Genomic DNA, 21,617 nt, shown 5'->3' on the forward strand with positions numbered 1-21,617 from the left:
GGTCAGCATGATCACGGCAGCCAGCGCTGCAGCAGGTCGTCCGGCAGCACCGGACGGCTGTAGAAATAGCCCTGCGCCAGGTTGCAGCCGTGGCGCAGCAGGAAGGCGGCCTGCTCTGCGGTCTCCACGCCTTCGGCAATGACGGACAAATTCATGCTCTTGCCGAGCTGGATGATGGCGATGGCGATGGCCTCGTCGTTGACGTCGGTCGAAATGTCCTTGATGAAGGAACGGTCGATCTTCAGCGTCTGCACCGGCATCTGCTTCAGGTAGGCCAGCGAGGAATAGCCGGTGCCGAAATCGTCGATCGCCAGGCCCACGCCTATCGAGTGCAGGTCGTTGATGAAGACCATCGCGTCGCCGGTGTTCATGATGACCGACTCGGTCACCTCGAGCTGCAGGCGCTCCGGCTCCAGGCCCGTCTCGCGCAGGATGTCGCCCACCATGGAAGCGATGCTGCCGCGCTCGAACTGCTTGGCGGAGAGGTTGACCGCCATCTTGGGCACATGCAGGCCGGCCTCCTGCCAGCGCATCATCTGGCGGCAGGCTTGCACCAGCACCCACTTGCCCAGCTGGTTGATATAGCCGGTGTCCTCGGCCAGCGAGATGAAGCGGTTCGGCGGCACCAGGCCCAGTTCCGGGTGGTTCCAGCGCACCAACGCCTCCACGCCGACCAGGCGGCCGGTGTCGATTTCCACCTGCGGCTGGTAGTTCAGGAACATCTCGTCCTTCTCCAGCGAGCGGCGCAGGAAGGTCTCCAGGCGCAAGCGCTCGACGCCCTCGCCCGACATCGACGGCGCGTAGAAGCGGTAGCCGTTGCGCCCGCGCGCCTTGGCCTGGTACATGGCCACGTCGGCGTTGCGTATCAGCATATTGAGGTCGGTGGCGTCGGCCGGGAACAGGCTGATGCCCACGCTGCAGGTGACGAACAGCTCGTGACCGGCCACCATGAACGGTTGCTCGAACATGCCCACCAGCTTCTCGGCCACCAGGCTGGCGCCGTACTGGCCGTCCACGTTCTCCAGCAGCACGATGAATTCGTCGCCGCCCAGGCGGGCCAGCGTGTCGCCCTCGCGCAGCTTGTCCAGCAGCGCGTTGGCCACCTGCTTGAGCAGCTCGTCGCCGATGTGGTGGCCCAGCGTGTCGTTGACGTTCTTGAAGCGGTCCAGGTCGATGAACAGCAGCGCCAGCTGCTCGTGCTCGCGCGCGGCGCGCTGCAGCGCGTGGTGCAGGCGGTCGTGGAACAGCAGGCGGTTGGGCAGCGCCGTCAGCGGGTCGTGGTGGGCCAGGTGGTCCAGCTTCTCCTGCGACTCCTTGACCAGCGTGATGTCGCTGAACACGCCCACGTAGTGCGTGGTCACGCCGACGGTGTCGCGCACCGCGCTCACTGTCAGCCATTCCAGGTACAGCTCGCCGTTCTTGCGCAGGTTCCAGATCTCGCCGCGCCAGAAGCCGCTCGACTCCAGTTCCGTCCACAGCGACTGGTAGAAGGCCTCGTCGTGGCGGCCGGAGCGCGTCAGCGAACGGTCCCGGCCCAGCGCTTCCGCCTCTGTGTAGCCGGTGATCTGCGTGAAGGCCGGGTTCACCGCCACGATCTTGCCGTCCGCGGCGATCACCATCACGCCGTCGGCAATGTGCTCCAGCACCGTGGCCGACAGGCGCAGCTTCTCCTCGGCCTCCTTGCGCGCGGTGACGTCGGCATAGACCCAGATGCTGCCTTCGTTGGCGCGGCTCTGGTCGATGGCGCAGCCGCTCACCATGCACCAGAACAGCGAGCCGTCGCGGCGCCGGTAATGGCGCTCCTCGCTGAAGTACTCGCCGGCCGACAGCGTTGGATACTGGCGCGCGCCGGCCGACTCGAAGTCGAACGCGGTCGGAAACACGACGGCGGTGGAGGCGCCGGCCATGGCGCCCGGCTCGTAGCCGAACAGCTCCTCGCAGCGGCGGTTGACCGACACGATCTGGCGGTTGCGCACGAACATCACGCCGAACATCACGTTGTCCAGGATCGCGCTCTGCTCGGCCAGCAGCGCCTCGATGCGCATTTCATTGTGCTTGCGCTGGCTGATGTCGGAGATGATGCCGTCCACCCAGGGCGCGCTGGCGCCGCGCTCGGACACCTGCGGCTGGCCGTTCTCGGCCACCCAGCGCTCGGTGCCGCTGGCGTCGAGGATGCGGTACTCGACCGCGTAGGGCTTGCCGTCGCGGATGGCCTGCGTCACCACGCGGCGCTGCATGCGGCGGTCCTCGGGGCAGATCAGGTTGGCCCAGGAATGGCTGGTGCTGCGCATGAACTGCGCGGCCGAATAACCGGAAATCTCCTCGATGGCGTCGCTGACGAAATCGACCGGACCGTCCGGCCGGAAGCGGAACACTGCGCCCGGCACCTGGGTCACGATGGTGCGGAAGCGCTCCTCGCGCTGGCCGATGTCCTCGAACAGGTGCTTGATCGCCACCCGCATCTGCTCGAGCTGGCCGGACAGGCGTCCCAGCTCGTCGCTGCCGGTCAGTTCCAGGCGGGTTTCGAAGTCGCCGTGCGACAGGCGGTCGGAAAAGCGCATCAGCTTGCGCAGCGGCTTGATCAGGCGCTTGTTCAGGAACAGCACGATCAGCAGCAGCGACACGGTCAGCTGCGCGGCCAGAACGAACACATAGGATACCTGCTTCTCACGCAGCTCCTGCTGGCTGCGGGCGTCGTCCATCTCGACCAGGATGCGGCCGATGCGCTCGCCGCGCACCAGGATCTCGCGCTCGGCGCGGTAGACGTTGCCGGTCTGGCGGCGCGGCGACTGCACGTGCATGAACTGGGTTTCGGCCTGGCCGGTCACCTGCACCTGCAGCACGGAACGGTCGCGCATGACCGATTCGACCAGCGAATGGGCCGATTCGGCGTTCATATTCCACAACGATTCCTGCATGCCCAGCGCCAGGATGTCGGCGTTGCGCTGCAGCGATTCGTTCAGCGCCATCTTGGCCGACTGCTGCTCGTGCACGCCGATCAGCAGGTAGCTGCCGATGATCGCGGGTATCACAAGGCCGCCAAACACCACCACCAGCAAGGCGCCGTAGATGGAAAGGCCGTACAGCGCGCTCAGACGGGAACGCATCCTTCTATATATAGAACTTATCATGCACGGTCTGAATTTTTCAATTGCAACAATTATGCACGCAAACAAGCGCGCGAGTCACCAGAATACCTTGTCGCGCACCGGCCGGGGCAAGCAGGATCGCCACAAGCTTGCTATCATCGCCACTCTTTCAACGAGGAGCCCGAAATGACTTTCAATACCTACACCGCATCCATCCCAGTGTTCAAGCAGATCCTGAACAGCCTGGCGGTCATCCTCGACAAGGCGGAAGCCCATGTCACCGACAAGAAACTGGACGCCAACGCACTGTTGCAATTCCGCCTGTTCCCGGACATGCTGCCCTTCTCGCGCCAGATCCAGATCGCCACCGACTTCGCCAAGGGCGCCGGCGCGCGCCTGGCCGGCCAGGACGTGCCGCCGTACGAGGACACTGAAAAGACCCTGGCCGAACTGAAAGCGCGCGTCGTCAAGACCGTCGCCTTCCTGGAAAGCCTGGACCAGGCCGACTTCGGCGGCGCCGAAGACCGCGCCATCACCACCGGCAGCGGCGAGAAGACCAAGCACTTCACCGGCTCGACCTATTTGCTGCACTACGCGCTGCCGCACTTCTTCTTCCACGCCACCACCGCCTACGACATCCTGCGCCACAACGGCCTGGAAATCGGCAAGAAGGACTACATCGGCACGTATTGAGCCATTGGGCCGCAGCCTGATATGTAGCGGCTTGCGCAGCCGCTTGTAAAAAAGGGCATGGTGCGGCGCGCCATGCCCTTTTTTACACCAGGGAATGCCAATCAGGTATTCCGGCGCGGATAGCCCTGCGCCGTGATGCGCTGCCAGACCAGTTCCTTCTGCTCGTCCGTCATCGACACCCAGTGCGCCACTTCTATATAGGTACGGCCGCAACCGCGGCAGATTTCATCGAACGTGGTGGAGCAGACGGCCACGCAGGGCGTGTCCGGGCGCTGCGCCGCGGGCACGGACACGCCTTGCTGGGCCGCCTCGTGCACCGCTTGCGCCATGCGCTTGAGCTCCAGGGCTGTCATTCCTTCACCCGCAGGTCCAGCGCGTCCCAGCCGTCGTGGCCCAGCTTGCGCATGGTTTCGATGTTCTTCTCGAAGATGTCTTCCGCTTCCGGGAAGGCTTCCACCGCGCGGTCCACGCTCTCCTCGCGCAGCAGGTGCAAGGTCGGATAGGGCGAACGGTTGGTGTAGTTGTCGATGTCGTTCTTGTCGGTGTCGGCGAACTGGTAGTCCGGGTGGAAGCTCGCCACCTGCAGCACGCCGTCCAGGTCCATCTCCTCCAGCGCGGCGTCGGCCACGTCCAGGAAGTCGTTGTAATCCTCGAAATCGTTCAGCACGCGCGGGTGGATGATCAGCGTGGTGTCCACCTTGTCCGGATTGGTCTCGGCCAGGAACTCCAGCTCCTCCATCAGCACCGCCATCAGCTCCTCGTCGGTGGCGGCCTCGGTCACCACGTAGCGGATCTGGTTCTTGATGTGCACGGCCTTGGCGAAGGGGCACAGATTGAGGCCGATCACGGCCTTTTCCAGCCATTTCTGGGTATTGGCGACAATGGCGTCTTGCTCGGCGATGGAGTAGCTCATGGGGATTTCCTTGTGAATGCGAACGAATGCGAACGAATGCGAACGGCGAGCGCGCATTGTACGCACTCCGGCAAAATGCCGTCTACTGCCGCCAAGTTCGATATATTTGCCGACATTATTACATAATAGAAACTGTCATCCGGATGACATATTCCTTGACTCAGCCGGTCCAAACTCCGTACACTCCCCCATTATTCATGGTCCGTCCGACGTTTCCCAGACGACAACAATGGAATATTATGCAATCTCGAATTAAGACCCACACCTTGCTGGCGGCGCTGATTGCACTAGCGCCGGCGTTCAGCCAGGCCATCGACGGCGCGCCCCCGGCGGCGACCTCGGCCCCGCTTCCGTCCATGCCCCTGCTTCCGCTGTCCCCGCCCGCCACGGCGAAACTCCCCACCACCGAACTGCTCCCCGCCTCCAAAGTCATCGCCAAACCGGCCGTGAGCGAAGACGCGTTCAAGGAAACCGACGTCTGGGGCCGCATCCGCACCGGTTACGCGATTCCCGACGTCAGCAACGAACTGGTGAGCAAGCACGTCAGCTGGTACAGCGCCCGGCCGGACCACATGGCCCGCACCACGGCGCGCGCCTCGCGCTACCTGTTCCACGTCGTCACCGAACTGGAAAAGCGCGGCATGCCGACCGAACTGGCGCTGCTGCCCTTCATCGAATCGGCCTTCAACCCGCAAGCCCTGTCGAGCGCCAACGCGGCCGGCATGTGGCAGTTCGTGCCCGGCACCGGCAAAGACTACAACCTGAAGCAGGACGCCTTCAAGGACGAACGGCGCGGCATCGTGGCCTCGACCGACGCCGCCCTGAGCTATCTGCAACGCCTGTACGACATGTTCGGCGACTGGCAGCTGGCCCTGGCCGCCTACAACTGGGGCGAAGGCAATGTGCAGAAGGCCGTGAAACGCAACCAGGCCGCCGGCAAGCCGACCGATTTCGAGAGCCTGGCCGAGCTGATGCCCGCTGAAACGCGCAACTACGTGCCGAAACTGCAGGCGGTGAAGAACATCGTGGCCAATCCGGCCCAGTTCGGCCTGCACCTGCCGGCCATCGACAATCAGCCTTATTTTACCGCGATCGACAAGACCAGCGATATCGACCTGGCCGTCGCCGCCCAGCTGGCCGAGATGTCGATGGACGAGTTCAAGGCGCTGAACCCGCAATTCAACCGCCCCGTCATCACCGGCAACCAGCAGACCCAGATCCTGCTGCCGAAAGCGAACGCCGAGAAGTTCAACCTGAACCTGGCGCAATGGGGCCGCGCGCTGTCGAACTGGACGACGCACAAGATCACCAGCGCGCGCGAGCGCATCGACACGCTGGCATCGAAGTTCCACACCACGCCGGAAGTGATACGCCAGGCCAACAACATTCCGAACAAGTCGGTGCTCAAGGCCGGCTCCACCATCCTGGTGCCGAAAATCTCGTCCTCGCTGCACGTCGACATCGCCCCGGAAGTGGCCGACAGCGCCGTGGTGGCATTCGAAGCCGACCGCGGCGGCAAGGCCCGCAGCGGCAGCCGCATTGGCCACTACGCGCAAGCCAAGGGCGGCAACGCCAAGGATGCGCCGGTGTCGCTGGTCAAGGCGCGCGTCCCGCGCGACGCCGCAGGCAAGAAGAAAAACAAGCAAAACTAAATACAGGCACGGCGGCAGACGCGGTGGCGCCGAGCCGCCTTGCGCTCAGCCGCCCTACGACCTACAATCTCGGTCTTACCGAAGTAATTGGAGTGAATATGGCGTTCTTGCAAGGCAAAAAAATCCTCATCACCGGTCTGCTGTCCAACCGTTCCATCGCCTACGGCATCGCCAAGGCCTGCCACCGCGAAGGCGCGGAACTGGCGTTCACCTATGTCGGCGACCGTTTCAAAGACCGCATCACCGAGTTCGCAGCCGAGTTCGGCAGCAAACTGATCTTCGATTGCGACGTCAGCAGCGATGAGCAGATCGACGCCTTGTTCGCCGACCTGGGCAAAGAATGGACCCAGCTGGACGGCCTGGTACACGCCATCGGTTTCGCCCCGCGCGAAGCGATCGCCGGCGAATTCCTGGACGGCCTGACGCGCGAGAACTTCCGCATCGCGCACGACATCTCCGCCTACAGCTTCCCGGCCATGACCAAGGCCGCGCTGCCGCTGCTGAAATCCGGCTCCTCGGTGCTGACCCTGTCCTACCTGGGCGCCGTGCGTGCCATCCCCTACTACAACACCATGGGCCTGGCAAAAGCCTCGCTGGAAGCGTCGGTGCGCTACCTGGCCGAGAACCTGGGCCAGATGGGCATCCGCGCCAACGGCATTTCGGCCGGCCCGATCAAGACCCTGGCCGCCTCCGGCATCAAGGACTTCGGCAAGCTGCTCGGCTTCGCGTCCTCGCACGCCCCGCTGCGCCGCAACGTGACGATCGACGAAGTGGGCAACACCGCCGCCTTCATGCTGTCCGACCTGGCCTCCGGCATCACCGGCGAAATCACCTATGTGGACGGCGGCTTCTCGCACGTCATGGGCCTGAACGCCAGCGATTACCAGTAAGCAGGCCATGCCTGTCAAGCGGGCTGAGCCGCATTCGGGGACTGCCCCCAAATGCGGCTCAGCCCCTTCGTCATTTGGTGTGGCATGAGCGATCTTTCCGACGAGGCACTCATGCTGCGCTACCGCGAAGGCGACTTGTCCGCCTTCCAGGAACTGTACGGCCGCCATAGCCGCGGCCTGTACAAATTCCTGACCTGGCGCTCCCCGCGCCGCGACTGGGTCGACGAAATCGCCCAGGACAGCTGGTTCAGCCTGCACCAGGCGCGCGCCAGCTACCAGCCGCAAGCCAGTTTCCGCACCTTTCTCTACCAGATAGCCCGCAATCGCCTGATCGACCTGCTGCGCCAGCCGCAAGCGGCGGCGGCCGACGCGTCCGCGGCTGGCGTGGCCGAAATTGTCCCGTCGGCGCCGGACGCGGCTATGGAGGCGCGCCAGCAAAACACGGCACTGCACGCGGCCATCCATGCGCTGCCCGCCGAACAGAAGGAAGCGCTTATACTGCAACAATTCAGCGGCATGAGCCTGGAAGAGATCGCCCAGCTGGTGGCGGCGCCGGTGGAAACCGTGAAGAGCCGCCTGCGCTATGCGATGAAGAAATTGCGCCAGCAGTACGCGGCGCCAGGACAGTCCGCGCAGGAGGAACAGGCATGAGCGGCAAAGACCACGATCAGATCAGCGACGCGGAATTCGAAGCCTTTCTGCAAGGCAGCGATGCGCTGGCGCAAGAACTCGCGGCGCTCGACCAGCCCGTCGCGCCAGCGGCCCTGGATGACGCCATCCAGGCGCGCATCGCATCCGCGCTGGCGGCGGAGCGGCTGGCGCAACTGCCAGCGGCAAACGATCCGGCCGCGGCGCCGGCGCACGGGGCCGCTAGTGGAGCTGCTAAGGGAGCTGCTAGTGGATCCGCTAATGGAGATGCAAATGGAGCTGCTAATGGAGCTGCCAACGGAGCTGCCGACGGGGGCGCTGGCGCGGCCGGGACGCCAGACGGCGGCCACGGCCGCGCGCCGCGCTCGTGGCAGTCGCGCTGGCAGCTGCCACTGGCGCTGGCCGCCGGCGTCGCCGCCATTTCAGTCGCGCTGCCGCTATGGCAAGCCCACGATCCAGTCACCGCACCGATGATTGCAGCCGCACCGCAACCGGACTCGCCCGGCGCACCCGCGAACCCAGAAGCGGCACCAGCCGCAGCAGCCGCACCCGCGCCTGCGGCTGTGGCCGCACGAGGACAGGCGGCAAGCCCAACCATGCCCGCGCAGGACGAGCCGCCCACGCTGGCGAAGGCACGGACCTCGCCCGCGCCGAAACCACCGTCCGGCATCAGCATCGCCGCTGCGTCTGCGGAGAACAAGGCCATGCCCGTAAAACGGATGGCGGAAACCGCCAAACCAGCACCGCCAGGGGCCTCTGCTGATGTGCGGCTGGCCGGGCAGGCCCCGCCGGCAGCCGCCGCCCCTCCACCTCCACCTCCACATCCGCCTCCGCCGGCTGCGGCACCTGCTCCATATCTTGCACCGGCTCCCGCCTCGCCGGCTGCACGTTCCACCGTTGCCACACCAGCCCTGGCATCAGTGCCGACCTTGGAGCAAGGCTCCCCGGTCCCGGCTGCGCCTGCGGCTTCGCTGGCTGGCAGCGTCGTGGCCAACGCGACGAGAACCGAGACCGTTTTGCGCAGGCAGCATTTACAGGATACCTTCCCTGTCGCGGAGTCGGAGGCGAAAGCGGCGAGGAGCGGGCCCCTGTTGGACTACCGTGCGCCAGCTATCGCCATGCCCGCTCCCGCCCCCGCGCGCCCATTCGCGCCATCGATAGCAGAAGCTGCACCGCAATCGGAGCGTATCGCGATCTCCGGATCGCGCATCGCGACGCCGGCTGCCGACGAAGCGCTCGCCAAAGCCTGGCTGCTGAAAATTGAAGACCTGCTAAAAGCAAACGAGCGCCCGGAAGCGCTCGCCGAATGGCGGAAATTCCGGGCAACCTATCCGGACTACCCCGTTCCGGACAAACTCGCAGCGAAATTCCCGCCGGCCAAAGACTGAATCAGCCCGGTACTTCAAACTCCCCAACCAGCACCGTGTTGCCGCGCCCAGTCAGGCGCACGGTGACCAGCTCCTCCTTGGCTGCCGGCGTGCCGAAACCGGTGGTCAAGCGCAGTTGCACGGTCGTCGCGCCGGCCACCAGCTGCTGGCGATGGCCGAAGAAATTGGCTTGCACCGTGTACTTGCCCGGCTTGGCGTCGCGCAGCGAAAACTCCTCGGGCCCGTAGCCGCCCGTGAAATCGCGCGAGATGCGCCCGCCCTGCATGGTTGCCGGCTGCGCGTAGTAGCAACGCTCGCCATTCGGATCGGTCACCCACAAATCCATATCGCTGTTGTCCGCGTCCCAGGTCAGCACGGCGCGCACGTCGAGCGGCAGATTTTTCAGCAGGCGCCTATCGAAGCGGCTGACGTCGACGGCGCCCCTGGGCGCGGCCGCGATGATGGCGTTCATTTCCGCCAGCGCGATCAGTTCGATCTCGGCGAAACGTCCATCCCACGGCCGCAAGACCACCTCGTACAGATTATCCACCGCCAGCTGGTGCCTGCCCGCCGCGGCGTACGCCAGGCCGAGGTCGCGGTAGGACTGCGGCTCCTCGCCTGCCAGCAGCAGCACTTGCTCGAACACTTGCGCCGCCAGTTGCGGTGCGCCCGCCTGCAGCAAGCGGTAGCCGAGGATACGCAGCACGTGGCGGTTCTCCAGCGCCATCTCCGCCAGGTTGGACAGCACCCGCAGCCCCAGGTCGCGCTGGCCGCGTTCGAACAGCATGTCGGCCACGTCGAGGAAGAAGGCGCTGCTGCTTTCCCAGGAAGGGCGCTCGTCGAGGTAGATGGCGTACAGCGCGTCCCCGGGCGCCGCCTTCATGCGCGCGACGTAGGGCGCGTTCGAATGCCACTTCTTCATCGTGATCGCAGCGCTTGCCTGCACCGCCGGGGCGGCCCCTTTGAAGACGCTTCCGCCCGCGTCGGCACCGGGCGCGAATCCCAGCGGCATTTGCAGCCGGCCCGCCGGCTTTTGCGACGTCGCCTGTGCGGTCACCTGCGCCGGAGCCGGGGGCGGAGGCGGCGCTGCGGGCGCGGGTGCCGGCAGCGCAACTTCGGACCGGATGCTGCTGCCGGCAGTCTTCACACCCGCCGGTTCTCCGCGGTTCGACATCGGCGCAGGCATCGCCACCGGTCCCTGCACCGGGGACTTGCGGATCTGCTGCTCCTTGGCGAAATCGCGGTTCCACCACGCCACCTTGCGTTCGAACTGCCACACCACCGAATCGAGCTGCTTGCCGCGCCGCTGCGCCAGCAACGCCCCGCGCTGCGCCCTCATCTTCTCGTAAGCCGCCATCAGGTCCTGCGGCGGCGTCACGTCGTAACGCACGTAATCCTCCATCAACTCCAGCACCAGCAGCGACGTTTCGCGGGTGGGGATGCCGAACTGCGCGCCCAGGCGCCGGATCGCTCCCCGATGCAGCTCGAATTCAACATCCAGCTCGCGCAGCTTGTACCCGGCCCACAGCAGCGCCGCCTGCGGATGGCGCGGCGCGGCGCCATCCAGCGTCAACGTCATTTCCTCGGTCCTGCCCTGTTGCACCAGCGTGAACGCCAGTTGCGCCGACGCCCGCGCAAGCTTGCCCGCCACACGCAGCATGCCCTGGCGCGCGCCGGACAGATCTACCAGCAGGTCTTTGGCGCCGTCGGCGCGCAGACTGTGCAACTGCGGCCCGTCCGTGAGCAGCATGTCGGCCGCCATCCCCGGACGGTCGCCCTGGATCTGCACCAGTTGCCCACCCGTGCGCCCGGCCAGCGCGGCCATGCGTCCGGTGTCGGCGCTGGCAGCCGAGTTGAGGGCATACAGGCGCTGGCCCGCGGCCAATGCGGGGAAACGCGCAGCGCCATAGTTCAGCAGGCCGTCGCTCACCAGCAGGTATTCGTTGACGTCCGGCTGCGGCTGCCAGTCCGCCAGCGCGCTGGCGCCGTCGTAGGCGGTCGACTGCAGGGCTTTGCGCAACGCGTCCCAGTTCCCGCGCACCAGCTGATAAGGGACGGCCGCTTCCGGCCGGTCGCGCAGACGGACCAGGCGCACCTCGGCCTGGCCCAGCGCATTGAAGTAACGGTCCAGTTCCGCCAGTTCCGCGTCATGCTTGCGGCTGGCGCCGGAACCCGAGCTGTCCCACAGCAGGCCGACCACCTTCGGCAGCTTGCGCGCGGTGCGCCGGCTTGCCACCGGAATCTCCGCCACGAAGTAGCTTTCGCCGTCGAATTCCTGCACATAGGCCTGCGGCTGCGCGCTGGCCGGCATGCGCAACACCAGCGCGCCGCCGGCCGCGTAGTCCCGCTTCGCCACATGGGCCTGGTAGCCCTTGCGCATGCCGCTGAAATCCAGGCTGCCCAGGGCGCCGCTGGCCTGCGGCGCAGCAGCGGCGCCGTTCACCTGGATGTCCAGGTCGAATTCGGGCACCCGCTCACCGTAAGCCAGCGGCAGGCGGTATAGCCAGGCGGCGCCATCGCGCGCCAGCGTTTCGGCGTATTTCAGCTCCACCGTGCGCGTGCCTTGCGCCGGGATCGGATACACGCGCAGGCGGAAGTTGTTGCCCTCGGTGCGCTCCAGCAGCGCCGGATCGACACCGCGCCGCTCCACTGCTTCCAGGATCTCGCGTCCCTTGCTCTTCTCCACCGGCACCGCAGGGCGCAGCTTGCCGTCAATATCGAGTGCGAAGGCGCTGATCTGCTGGCCATCCTGCAGAGGAAAATGAAGATGGCCTTCCAGCGCGCGCTGGTTAGGATTGAAAAATATCATGCGCACCGTGGTTTCCGCCATGCCGCCGCTGACGGCGCTGGCGATGTGCAGACTTTGCAGCCGCACGGCGCGCTCGCCGTGCAAGGTTTCCATGCGGGGCGCCGGCGAACCGGCAAGAGTTGCAGCGCCGGCAGGCAGCGCGCACAGCATCAATATCAGGGCAAACAGGCGTAACAGCATGGCATTCTCCTCGACCCGGAACTCCGGCATGCACGTGAAACGGGCGGCAGCACGGAAAGGGGTCAGGAATGCTGAAATATTTTTGCCCGATCAGCAGGCCGCCAGCCACTCCATCTTTTGCACCTGGATGTGCGGGTGGCTTGCCAGCGGCTCCCACTCCGGCAAAAAGGAGAAGCCCTGCTTGCGGTAGAAGGCCGCCGCCCTGCCGTTCTCCGGCGAGACATCGAGCACCACCCGCGTGTGGCCCTGCGCGGCTGCGCTGGCCTTCACCGCGTCAACCAGGGCGGAGGCGACCGCCGCGCCCCGGTATTCGGGCCTGACCCACATGGCGATCAGGTTCAATTCGGCTTTCCCGCTCAACGTGTGGGCGACCATGCCGACCGCCGCGCCGTCGACCAGCGCCAGCAAGAATTCGGCCTTGCCGCGCCGCCCCGCGCGGGTGCGCCAGTCCTCGTCGCTGTTCTCCAGCGCGGACGCATGGCTGACGCCAAACGCCGTCGGCGCGTCCAGCAGCGACGCCATGCGGATTTCTTTCAGCGTTAGCCAGTCTTCTTCGGTACTGTATCGAATGATCATCGTGTTCTATTGTTCGGACTGCGCCAGAAAATAGGCTGGACTGGCCAGCAGCAACGATACCAGGTCGACCTGGCGCCGCGTACCGGTCTTGTTGAAGATGCTTTTCAACTGGCTGCGCGCGGTGCTGACCGTGGTGCCGCGTTCGCCGGCGGCCTCGTCCACCGACAGGCCGCTGCACAGCGCCGCCGCCAGTGCCGCCTCCGCTGCCGACAGGTTGAACAGCTGGCGCAGCACGCCGGCCGCCACGTTCGGCGCGCAAGCCGGGTCGTAGATCACCACCAGCGCCGCGCCGGGCATGCCGCTGCCCGCGTCCACTTGCAGCGGCGTCACCATCAGCATCAGCGGGCTGCGGTCAGGGCGCGGCAGCAGTACCACGCCCGGCAGCGCCGATCCCGTGCCGTGGCTGGCGCGCACCGCGCTCTGCAGTTCCAGCGCGAGCCGGCGCGCCACCGGCTCGCTGCGCGCGCGCAGCAGGCCGCCGTCCAGCCAGATGCCGCAGCCGGCGTCCAGCATGGCGCGGCCGCTGCGGTTGCAATGGACCATGCGCCCGCGCTCATCGCACAGCATGGCCGGCATCGCCAGCACATCCAGGCTGCTCGCCAGCAGCTGGCGCCCCAGTTGCAGCTCGGCGAAGCGCTGCCGCATCTGCGTCGCGCGCTGCAAGTGCGGCACCAGGCGCTCCAGCTGCACCATGTCGCGCCGGGAGAACGGCGCGTGCGAGGTGGAGCGCTGCAGGAAAACCTGCGTCTGCCAGTGTCCCTCGTGCAGGATCACGCAGCCGGCGGCATAGGCCATGCCCTGCGGCTGCACCCATTCGCGGTAAAAGCGGAGTTGTTCATAGTGCGCCCGTTCCGGCACATCGAGGTTGCTGGCGTAGAAGCGCGCGATCGGCGCGCGCGCAATATGGGAGGCCAGCACGTCCTCGCCGGCATATTCCAAGGCGTAGCTGTCCAGCCAGCGCTGCTCCATGCCATGCATCCATACCCCCGCCATCTCATGCGACGCCGCATGGCGCGCGAACATCAGCACACCGCTGGCCTGCGCCGCCTCGGCGAGCTCGGCGACGAAACCCTGAAATCCGGCCGGCGCGGTCACCGCGGCGTACACGCTGCCGATCAACGCATCCATGGTGGACTGTTTCACATTCCGACTCCGTTTCGCTAGTAAGCAATACTATTGTCCAACTAGCAACCTCTTGTCAAATCGGGCCGGGCGCGCCGGCAACACGGCGCCAGCAATAAATCGTGCAGAGCGGGCGAAAATGCGTTATAGTAGCTGCTTGTGCGCTGCAACACGCAGTTGGCACTTAGAATAACAGCAGCTACGCAAGCCTTAGCGCATCGTCCCTGATGACGCTTATAAAGCCCCCCGCCTTGTGTGTCGATACAGACACCGTCCCGGCGCAAAGCTTTTGTGCCGAAATTTCTAATCTATTGTTTAGAGTCATTTCGTTTGGTTGGCGTTGCTATTTTGCGTTCTGCGTTTTTGCATGAATGCTGATTTTTACGAAAGATAAAGAATGACTTTTGAAGCACTTGGTATCAACACGTCCGTACTGAAAGCCCTGATCGATTCCGGCTACACCAAGCCGACTCCAGTTCAAGAGCAGGCCGTGCCTGCCGCGATCGCAGGCAAGGACTTGTTGGTATCTTCCCAGACCGGTTCCGGCAAGACCGCGGCATTCATGCTGCCGTCGCTGACCCGTCTGGCTGCCAACGAAGCTGCGCCTGCCGGCAAAACGCCGAACCAGGAAATGCAAGCTGCCCGCGCTCGCGGCGAGCGCCCACGTTTCAAAGCTGCACAGCCAAAAATGCTGGTGTTGACCCCAACCCGCGAACTGGCCCTGCAGGTCACCACCAATACCGACAAGTACGCCGTCAACCTGCGCAACATCAAGGCAGTGTCGATCCTGGGCGGTATGCCTTATCCGAAACAGATGCAACTGCTGTCGCGCAATCCGGAAATCCTGGTGGCGACCCCTGGCCGTCTGATCGACCATATGGAATCGGGCAAGATCGACTTCTCCCAGCTGCAGATCCTGGTGCTGGACGAAGCCGACCGCATGCTGGACATGGGTTTCATCGACGACATCGAAAAAATCGTCGCCGCCACCCCGGACAGCCGCCAGACCATGCTGTTCTCGGCCACCCTGGACGGTGTCGTGGGCAATATGGCCCGCCGCATCACCAAGGACCCGATGGTCATCCAGATCGTCAGCGCCGCCAACAAGCACGAGAACATCTCGCAGCGCGTGCACTTCGTCGACGACCTGTCGCACAAGAACCGCCTGCTGGACCACCTGCTGCGCGACGAATCGCTGGACCAGGCCGTGGTCTTCACCGCCACCAAGCGTGACGCCGACACCATCGCCGACCGCCTGAACATCGCCGGTTTCTCGGCCGCCGCCCTGCACGGCGACATGCACCAGGGCGCGCGCAACCGCACGCTGGACAGCATGCGCCGCGGCCAGGTGAAGGTACTGGTAGCAACCGACGTCGCCGCCCGCGGCATCGATGTTCCTACCATCACCCACGTGTTCAACTACGACCTGCCGAAGTTCGCTGAAGACTACGTGCACCGCATTGGCCGTACCGGTCGTGCCGGCCGCAACGGTCTGGCGATCTCGCTGGTGAACCACGCCGAAGGCATGAACGTGAAGCGCATCGAGCGTTTCACCAAACAGCTGATCCCGGTCATCACCATCGAAGGCTTCGAGCCTAAGCGCACCGCGCCTCCGCGTTCGGCCGCCCGTCCAGGCGGCTGGAAGCCGGGCGACAACCGTGGCGCCAAGCCAGGTCAGCGCAGCTTCAGCAAGCCAGGCGCACCGCGCAAAGAAGGCAGCGCCGGCGGCGGCTACCCGCGTGAAGGCGGCAGCGGCGGTTACCCGCGCGAAGGCGCGAGCACCGGCGGCGGCTACAACCGCGAAGGCGGCAGCGGCGGCTACAAAGGCAGCGCTCCGCGCAGCAGCGACGGCGCACGCCGCAGCTACGGCGACCGCTAATCCGCGAGCCTGAGTCACTAAGAAAAAACCACCGAATCGCTTCGGTGGTTTTTTTTCGCCTGTTCATTTCGCCTGCTCTTTTCGTTTGCAATCGCCGGAAACATGCCATATACTTGATTGATCAAGTAAATATCAACTAACGATCAAGGAACTGCTATGGAAAACATTACCGGCGACGCCGCCCTGGACTTCTGCCTGCGCCTGGCGCGCGCGCAAGCGGCAATGGTGCGCCGCCTGGACGCGGCGCTGGGCGGGCATTTCGGCCTGAGCTTCGGCGACTTCATGCTGCTGCACCACTTGGCCAAGGCCCCGGGCGGCCGATTGCGCCGCGTCGACCTGGCCGAGCGCCAGGGCCTGACGGCGTCCGGCGTCACGCGCACCCTGCTGCCGCTGGAAAAAAACGGCATGGTCTCGCGCCAGCCGGACCCGCGCGACGCGCGCGTGGGCTACGCCGTCATCACCTCGGCCGGCCATGAAATGCTGGACAACGCGCTGGTGACGGCGCGCGAAGTGAGCGCCGAACTGCTGCGCAACTCGGCGCCGGACCAGCTCGAAGCGCTGGCCGCCGTGCTGGGCAGCGTGGCCGGCATGAACCTGACCAACAGCTAAGGCGCCCCGTGAACCTGCCCAAGAAAGAGCGCTCGCCCGTCCTGCGCGACAAGAACTTCCAATGGCTGCTGGGCGGAGGCATGCTCTCCATGCTCGGCGACCAGTTCACCATGCTCGCCCTGCCCTGGCTGGTGCTGACCATGACCGGCGATCCGCTCGCCCTGGGCCTCGTCATCGCCATCATGAGCGTGCCGCGCGCGGTGTTCATGCTGCTGGGCGGCGCCATCGTCGACCGCTACTCGCCCAAGCGCGTCATGATGCTGACCAAATACGCCAACGCCGCGCTGCTGGGCGTGCTGGCCGGACTGGTGCTGTTCGCTCCCGCGCTGTTGTCTCTGCCGCTGCTGTATGCCCTGGCGCTCGGCCTCGGCCTGGCGCAAGCCTTCGCCATCCCGGCCGGCACATCGATGATGCCGCAGGTGGTGCCGCCCGAGCATCTGCAGGCGGCCAACGGTGTGATGATGGGCTTGCGGCAAATGACGATGCTGGCAGGCCCCGTGCTGGCCGCGCTGCTGATCGCCGTGGCGGGCGACGGCGGCGCGGGCCATGGCGCCAGCCATCGGGCCGCGCACGAAGCCGGCAACAGCGCGGCCAGCGGCACGCTCGCGGCCGGGCATACGGCACCGGAGGCTGCGCCGCATGCCGCCGGTGCCAACACGACCCTGGCCGCAGCCGCCGATGCGAACACGCCCTTGGCCGCAGCGCCGGTCTCAGCCGCGGTTCACGCACCAACCGGCGCCCTCGGCATCGGCATCGCCTTCGCGTTCGACTGCTTCACTTTCCTGTTCACGGTATGGACGCTGGCGAAAGTGCAAATGCGCGCAGCCGCCGCGCAGCCAGCGGCCGCCCAGGCACAGTCGATCTTCAGCTCCGTGGCGGAAGGCCTGCAAACGGTATGGCGCGACGTTGCGTTGCGCACCTGCTTTATCTACTGGTCGGTGGTGTCGGTGTTCGTGGGCGGAGCCATGCAAGTGGCACTGCCGCTGCTGGCCAGCCACAATCTGCACGGCGCCGGCTCGCTGGGCATGCTGAGCGGCGCCCACGGCGTGGGAACGCTGATCGGCATGGCGCTGTCCGGCGCTGGAATCAAGCTGCGCCTGGGCGGCTTCGGCGCCACCCTGCTTGCCATCGACGCGCTGGTGGCACTGCTGCTTGCACCGCTCGGCGCCGTCACCGCCACCTGGCAAGGCGCGGGCTTGCTGCTGTCGGCGGGCGTGCTGGCGGGCTTCATGCAGATCGCCGTTTTCAGCTGGATACAGGGCAGCGTGCCGCCGCGCATGCTGGGACGTGCGATGAGCATCTTCATGTTCATTTTCATGGGTCTTGCGCCGCTGTCGGCCGCCGCCATCGGCGCACTGCTGCTGCACATCACGCTGACGCAGCTGTTCGCCGGCGGCAGCGCCGTGCTGCTCGTCATCACGCTGCTGGCCTGGCTGCTGACGCCGATGGCCGGCATAGCCGCTGGCGGGTTACGCGGGGGCGCCGAGCCGCTCCGCGCTAACCCTCCCCTACGGGATCCAGGCAAATTGTAGCCGGCCAGCCCGCAGGCGTTTTTACGACATGCGTATGGCCGCCGCTAGTCAGCCTTGAAATTCTGCCCGAGCGACATCGGCTTATTCAGCAATATGGTCTTGGGGTCGCGGCAGATGTAGACCAGCACCGCGATGGTCGCCAGGTAGGGCAGCATGGACAGGAACTCGGACGGCACCGCCAGGCCCAGCCCCTGTCCGTGGAACTGCAGCACCGTGACGCCGCCGAACAGGTAGGCGCCCAGCAGCACGCCGCGCGGCTTCCAGGTGGCGAACACCACCTGCGCCAGCGCTATCCATCCGCGTCCGGCCGTCATGCCCTCCACCCACATCGGTGTCAGCGCCAGCGACATATAGGCGCCGGCCAGGCCGGCCATCGCGCCGCCGAACATCACGCTGCCGTAACGCAGCCCGATCACATGGAAGCCGATGGCGTGCGCGCTGTGCGGCGATTCGCCCACCGCCCGTATCAGCAAGCCCAGACGCGTGCGCGCCAGCATCCAGCCCACCGCGACCACCACCAGCACCGAGGCGTAGACCATGGCGTCAAAGCGGAACAGCAGCGGCCCGAGGAAGGGTATATCGGACAGCAGCGGGAAGGACAGCTTGGCCAGCGGCTCCACCGTCTGCCCCACCAGCCCGCGCCCGGCAAAGGCCGACAGGCCGACGCCGAACAGCGTCAGCGCCAGGCCGGTCGCCACCTGGTTGGTCTGCAGGGTCAGCACCAGGAAACCGAACAGCAGCGCCATCGCCATGCCGGCAGCCATCGCGGCGAGCAAGCCCAGGCCGGCGCTGCCGGTTCCCAGCGTGACGGAGAAGCCAACCACCGCCCCCACCAGCATCATGCCTTCCAGGCCCAGGTTCAATACGCCGGAGCGTTCCGCCACCAACTCGCCGACGGAGGCGAACACCAGCGGCGTGGCGGCGCCCGCCGTGCTGGCGAGGAAGGCGATCAAGTATTCAGGATTCATACGGCCTCCCCTTTGAGGACCGCGCCGGCGCGTTTGCGCGGCTTGAAGCGGTAATGGATGAACAGGTCGGCCGCCAGCAGGTAGAACAGCAGCAGGCCCTGGAACAGGCCGGTGATCGCGTTCGGCAACTGCAGTTCGATCTGCACCGACTCGCCGCCGATGTAGAGCAGCGACATCAACAGCGACGCCAGCACCACGCCCACCGGATGCAAGCGGCCGACATAGGCGACGATGATGGCCGCGAAGCCGTAGCCCGGCGACACCGAGGGCTGCAGCTGGCCGATGGGGCCGGCCACTTCACCCACGCCGGCAAGGCCAGCCAGCGCGCCACTGATCAGGAAGGCGCCCCACACATTGCGGCGTTCGCTGAAGCCCGCATAGGCGGCCGCCATCGGCGCCATGCCGCTGACCTGCATGCGGTAGCCGGCGAAGGTGCGCGCGCAGAAGAACCACGCGGCCAGCGCCAGAACCAGCGCGAGTATGAAGGCGGCGTTGACGCGCAAGCCTTCCATCAGCAGCGGCAGCAGCGCCGAGTCGCCGAACATCTTCGATTGCGGAAAATTGAAGCCGGCCGGATCGCGCAGCGGGCCGTGCACCAGATAGCTCAGGTACAGGTAAGCCACGTACACCAGCATCAGGCTGACGAGGATTTCGCTGGTGTTGAAACGCGTGCGCAGCAGCGCGGGAATCGCGGCCCAGGCCATGCCGCCCAGCGCGCCGGCCAGCAGCATCAGCGGCAGCACCCACCAGGCTTCCACACCGTCGAAGTACAGCGCCACGCAGCCGGCCGCGATGGCGCCCATGGTGAGCTGGCCGTCCGCGCCGATGTTGGCCACGTTGGCGCGGAAGCCCAGCGCCAGACCGACGCCGCACAGGATCAGCGGCGTGGCCTTGAGCAGCAGCTCGCCCACGCCGTACACGCTGGCGGCGGGCTGGATGAAGTAGACGTAGAAGGCGTGCAGCGGGTCCTGCCCCAGCAGGTAGAACAGCACGGAGCTGGTGAGCAGCATGGCGAAGGCGGCGATCAGCGGCGAGGCCAGCATCATCGCGCGCGAAGGTTCGGGGCGGGCTTCAAGCCGGGACATGGGCTACTCCTTCAGTGACTGCGCCGGCTTCGAAATCGCCGCTCATCCAGACGCCGATCTGGTTGACGCTGGTGTCGGCAACACGCACCGCGCGCGACAGGCGGCCTTTGGCCAGCACGGCGATACGGTCGCTCATCATGAACAATTCGTCGATCTCCTCCGACAGCACCAGCACTGCCACGCCCTGGTCGCGCAGATCGATGATGGCCTGGCGTATCAGCATGGCGGCGCCGATGTCCACGCCCCAGGTGGGCTGCGCCAGCACCATCACCTTGGGCGCCAGCGCGATCTCGCGCCCGACGATGAATTTCTGCAGATTGCCGCCGGAGAGGCTGCTGGCGACCGCGCCCTCGCCGCCGCACTTGACGTTGAAGCGGGCGATGACCTTGCGCGCGAAGTCTTTCACCGCGCCATAGCGTATGAGGCCATGTTTCACCATGCCGGTGGCGCCGGCCGGCACATAGCCTGTCAGCAGCGCGTTATCCGTCAGCGACAACTCCGGCACGGCGCCCCGCCCGAGGCGCTCTTCGGGCACGAAGCACATGCCCAGTTCGCGCCGCGCGGCGGGATTCAAGCTGCCTGCGGCCTGGCCGAGCAACTGCAGCGCGTCCGGCGAGGACAGCGGCAGCTCGCCCGATATCGCCTTCAGCAGCTCCTGCTGGCCGTTGCCCGATACGCCGGCGATGCCGACGATCTCGCCGCTGCGCAATTCCAGCGACACGTCCTTCAGCACCGTGCCGAAGGGATCGATCGTGGCCAGGTTCAGGTTCCTGACCGCCATGCGCACCTCGCCCGGCTCGCGCGGCGACAGGTGGCAGACCGGCAGTTCGCGGCCTATCATCAGTTCGGCCAGCGAACGGGCGCTTTCCTCGCGCGGCACGGCGGTGCCCGACACGCGCCCGCTGCGCAGCACGGTGGCCTTGTCGCACAGCGCCTGGATCTCGTCCAGCTTGTGGCTGATGTAGAGGATGCTGCAACCTTCGGCCGCCAGCCTGCGCAGCGACTCGAACAGCTTGAGCACCGCGTCCGGCGTGAGCACCGACGTCGGCTCGTCCATGATCAAGAGGCGGGGATGGGCCAGCAGGCAGCGCACGATCTCCACCCGCTGCCGCTCGCCGACGGACATGCTGTGCACCAGCCGTTCCGGGTCCAGCGGCAGGCCATATTCCTCGGACACCTTGCGGATGCGCGGCGCCAGTTCGGCCGGCGTGCAGCGCTCGTCCAGCGCCAGCGCGATGTTCTCGGCCACGGTCAGCGTGTCGAACAGCGCGAAGTGCTGGAACACCATGCCGATGCCGAGCTTGCGCGCGGCCGACGGCGAGGCAATGTGGACCGGCTTGCCCTCCCAAATGATCTCCCCGGCGTCCGGGTGCGTGACGCCGTAGATCATCTTCATCAGCGTGCTCTTGCCCGCGCCGTTCTCACCCAGCACGGCGTGTATCTCGCCCGGCATCACCGTCAGGTTCACGTCGGCGTTCGCCACCACGGAAGGATAGATCTTGGAAATGCCCAGCAGCTGTAGGCGCGGCGCGGCGCGCGGCGGCATCGCCGGGTCTGCGGTTTGATTCATTGTCGATACTCCTGGACTGCGGTTGTATACAACTG

The 21,617-nt window shown here is 66.0% G+C and carries 17 protein-coding genes; 8 read left to right on the forward strand and 9 right to left on the reverse strand.

All coding sequences use genetic code 11. The features are described 5' to 3' along the window. Positions 1 to 11: 11 nt before the first annotated feature. Positions 12 to 3,131, reverse strand: a complete 3,120-nt coding sequence (locus tag ACSQ8Y_RS13955) for an EAL domain-containing protein (RefSeq protein ID WP_436267065.1) — start codon at positions 3,129 to 3,131, stop codon at positions 12 to 14. Between the two features lie 144 nt (positions 3,132 to 3,275). Here ACSQ8Y_RS13955 and ACSQ8Y_RS13960 point away from each other — a divergent pair, with 144 nt between their 5' ends. Further along, complete coding sequence (locus ACSQ8Y_RS13960; protein WP_436267066.1) at positions 3,276 to 3,782, forward strand: DUF1993 domain-containing protein; 507 nt, start codon at positions 3,276 to 3,278, stop codon at positions 3,780 to 3,782. A 101-nt stretch (positions 3,783 to 3,883) separates the two neighbouring features. Here ACSQ8Y_RS13960 and ACSQ8Y_RS13965 read toward each other — a convergent pair whose 3' ends face one another. Both ACSQ8Y_RS13965 and ACSQ8Y_RS13970 read right to left on the reverse strand, forming a co-directional pair. Then, the gene (locus tag ACSQ8Y_RS13965; protein WP_436269823.1) at positions 3,884 to 4,111 is read right to left on the reverse strand and encodes a DUF1289 domain-containing protein; all 228 of its coding nucleotides are present in this window, start codon (positions 4,109 to 4,111) and stop codon (positions 3,884 to 3,886) included. Positions 4,112 to 4,131: 20 nt separating this feature from the next. Then, complete coding sequence (locus ACSQ8Y_RS13970) at positions 4,132 to 4,695, reverse strand: DUF1415 domain-containing protein (protein ID WP_436267067.1); 564 nt, start codon at positions 4,693 to 4,695, stop codon at positions 4,132 to 4,134. Between the two features lie 239 nt (positions 4,696 to 4,934). Between ACSQ8Y_RS13970 and ACSQ8Y_RS13975 the strand changes: the two genes are divergently transcribed. The 4 genes from ACSQ8Y_RS13975 (at position 4,935) to ACSQ8Y_RS13990 (ending at position 9,273) form a co-directional block, all read left to right on the forward strand. Continuing rightward, a complete protein-coding gene (locus ACSQ8Y_RS13975) occupies positions 4,935 to 6,347 on the forward strand; it encodes a transglycosylase SLT domain-containing protein (protein WP_436267068.1) in 1,413 nt (470 codons plus the stop codon). A gap of 98 nt (positions 6,348 to 6,445) precedes the next feature. Beyond that, complete coding sequence (gene fabI, locus ACSQ8Y_RS13980) at positions 6,446 to 7,237, forward strand: enoyl-ACP reductase FabI (protein ID WP_436267069.1); 792 nt, start codon at positions 6,446 to 6,448, stop codon at positions 7,235 to 7,237. An 84-nt stretch (positions 7,238 to 7,321) separates the two neighbouring features. Next, the gene (locus ACSQ8Y_RS13985; protein WP_436267070.1) at positions 7,322 to 7,888 is read left to right on the forward strand and encodes a sigma-70 family RNA polymerase sigma factor; all 567 of its coding nucleotides are present in this window, start codon (positions 7,322 to 7,324) and stop codon (positions 7,886 to 7,888) included. Next, a complete protein-coding gene (locus tag ACSQ8Y_RS13990) occupies positions 7,885 to 9,273 on the forward strand; it encodes a hypothetical protein (protein WP_436267071.1) in 1,389 nt (462 codons plus the stop codon). The genes ACSQ8Y_RS13985 and ACSQ8Y_RS13990 overlap by 4 nt, the downstream gene beginning before the upstream one ends. Position 9,274: 1 nt before the next feature. Here ACSQ8Y_RS13990 and ACSQ8Y_RS13995 read toward each other — a convergent pair whose 3' ends face one another. The 3 genes from ACSQ8Y_RS13995 to ACSQ8Y_RS14005 form a co-directional block, all read right to left on the reverse strand. Beyond that, on the reverse strand, positions 9,275 to 12,241 hold the full coding sequence (locus ACSQ8Y_RS13995) for a VIT domain-containing protein (RefSeq protein ID WP_436267072.1): 2,967 nt from the start codon (positions 12,239 to 12,241) through the stop codon (positions 9,275 to 9,277). Positions 12,242 to 12,331: 90 nt separating this feature from the next. After that, a complete protein-coding gene (locus ACSQ8Y_RS14000) occupies positions 12,332 to 12,817 on the reverse strand; it encodes an N-acetyltransferase family protein (protein ID WP_436267073.1) in 486 nt (161 codons plus the stop codon). 6 nt (positions 12,818 to 12,823) lie between these two features. After that, positions 12,824 to 13,960: a helix-turn-helix transcriptional regulator gene (locus tag ACSQ8Y_RS14005; protein ID WP_436267074.1), complete on the reverse strand. Its 1,137-nt coding sequence runs from the start codon at positions 13,958 to 13,960 to the stop codon at positions 12,824 to 12,826. 376 nt (positions 13,961 to 14,336) lie between these two features. On the opposite strand from ACSQ8Y_RS14005, the gene ACSQ8Y_RS14010 reads away from it, so the two are divergent. The 3 genes from ACSQ8Y_RS14010 to ACSQ8Y_RS14020 all read left to right on the forward strand — a co-directional run bounded on the left by ACSQ8Y_RS14010 (position 14,337) and on the right by ACSQ8Y_RS14020 (position 17,959). Further along, positions 14,337 to 15,818: a DEAD/DEAH box helicase gene (locus ACSQ8Y_RS14010; protein ID WP_436267075.1), complete on the forward strand. Its 1,482-nt coding sequence runs from the start codon at positions 14,337 to 14,339 to the stop codon at positions 15,816 to 15,818. Between the two features lie 156 nt (positions 15,819 to 15,974). Further along, positions 15,975 to 16,427 (forward strand): MarR family winged helix-turn-helix transcriptional regulator, encoded by a 453-nt coding sequence (locus ACSQ8Y_RS14015; RefSeq protein WP_436267076.1) that lies wholly within the window; start codon positions 15,975 to 15,977, stop codon positions 16,425 to 16,427. 8 nt (positions 16,428 to 16,435) lie between these two features. Beyond that, complete coding sequence (locus ACSQ8Y_RS14020; RefSeq protein ID WP_436267077.1) at positions 16,436 to 17,959, forward strand: MFS transporter; 1,524 nt, start codon at positions 16,436 to 16,438, stop codon at positions 17,957 to 17,959. A gap of 44 nt (positions 17,960 to 18,003) precedes the next feature. Here ACSQ8Y_RS14020 and ACSQ8Y_RS14025 read toward each other — a convergent pair whose 3' ends face one another. Genes ACSQ8Y_RS14025 through ACSQ8Y_RS14035 form a run of 3 tightly spaced genes read right to left on the reverse strand, consistent with a single transcriptional unit; the run spans position 18,004 to position 21,582 of the window. Next, positions 18,004 to 18,927 carry an ABC transporter permease gene (locus ACSQ8Y_RS14025; protein WP_436267078.1) on the reverse strand — a complete coding sequence of 308 codons (924 nt, stop codon included), beginning with the start codon at positions 18,925 to 18,927 and terminating at the stop codon, positions 18,004 to 18,006. Further along, positions 18,924 to 20,012 carry an ABC transporter permease gene (locus tag ACSQ8Y_RS14030; protein ID WP_436267079.1) on the reverse strand — a complete coding sequence of 363 codons (1,089 nt, stop codon included), beginning with the start codon at positions 20,010 to 20,012 and terminating at the stop codon, positions 18,924 to 18,926. The genes ACSQ8Y_RS14025 and ACSQ8Y_RS14030 overlap by 4 nt, the downstream gene beginning before the upstream one ends. Continuing rightward, on the reverse strand, positions 19,999 to 21,582 hold the full coding sequence (locus ACSQ8Y_RS14035) for an ABC transporter ATP-binding protein (protein ID WP_436267080.1): 1,584 nt from the start codon (positions 21,580 to 21,582) through the stop codon (positions 19,999 to 20,001). Before ACSQ8Y_RS14035 ends, ACSQ8Y_RS14030 begins: the two co-directional genes overlap by 14 nt. Positions 21,583 to 21,617: the final 35 nt, after the last annotated feature.

The sequence above is a fragment of the Pseudoduganella sp. LjRoot289 genome, from assembly GCF_964252925.1.
Classification (GTDB): Bacteria; Pseudomonadota; Gammaproteobacteria; order Burkholderiales; family Burkholderiaceae_D; genus Rugamonas.